The 303-nt window shown below is 46.5% G+C and carries 1 protein-coding gene; it reads right to left on the bottom strand.

Annotation, left to right across the window (positions count from 1 at the left end):
• Positions 1 to 27: 27 nt before the first annotated feature.
• On the bottom strand, positions 28 to 303 hold a 276-nt coding region (locus AK963_RS34610; protein ID WP_175404822.1), incomplete at its 5' end, for a hypothetical protein.

The raw sequence follows: 303 nt of genomic DNA, 5'->3' as shown, positions 1-303 counted from the left end.
TCAGCTGCTCAATTCGGCACTCCTGCATCACCACTCCCCCGTCAGTTTCACAAAGCAGTTGATGTTGTCATTGATGTTTCTGGCTCGCTTGATGGTGAAGTAATCCTCGCCCTGCACTGTGACCATCTGACAAAAGTTTCTGACGGATGAACTACTACTCTGGTTCAACCATGGGAAGAGGCTGTATACCCCCCGAAGACGAAAGCTGTGTTGATAATCCAGAATCAAAAACACTTCTGATCGCAGCTGAACAGTACTCTCAAACGTAGCAATGTCTTTTTCGGTGTAGTTGTAGGAAATAGG

This window comes from Endozoicomonas atrinae (assembly GCF_001647025.1).
Classification (GTDB): Bacteria; Pseudomonadota; Gammaproteobacteria; order Pseudomonadales; family Endozoicomonadaceae; genus Endozoicomonas; species Endozoicomonas atrinae.
This window is presented reverse-complemented; position numbering and strand designations above follow the sequence as displayed.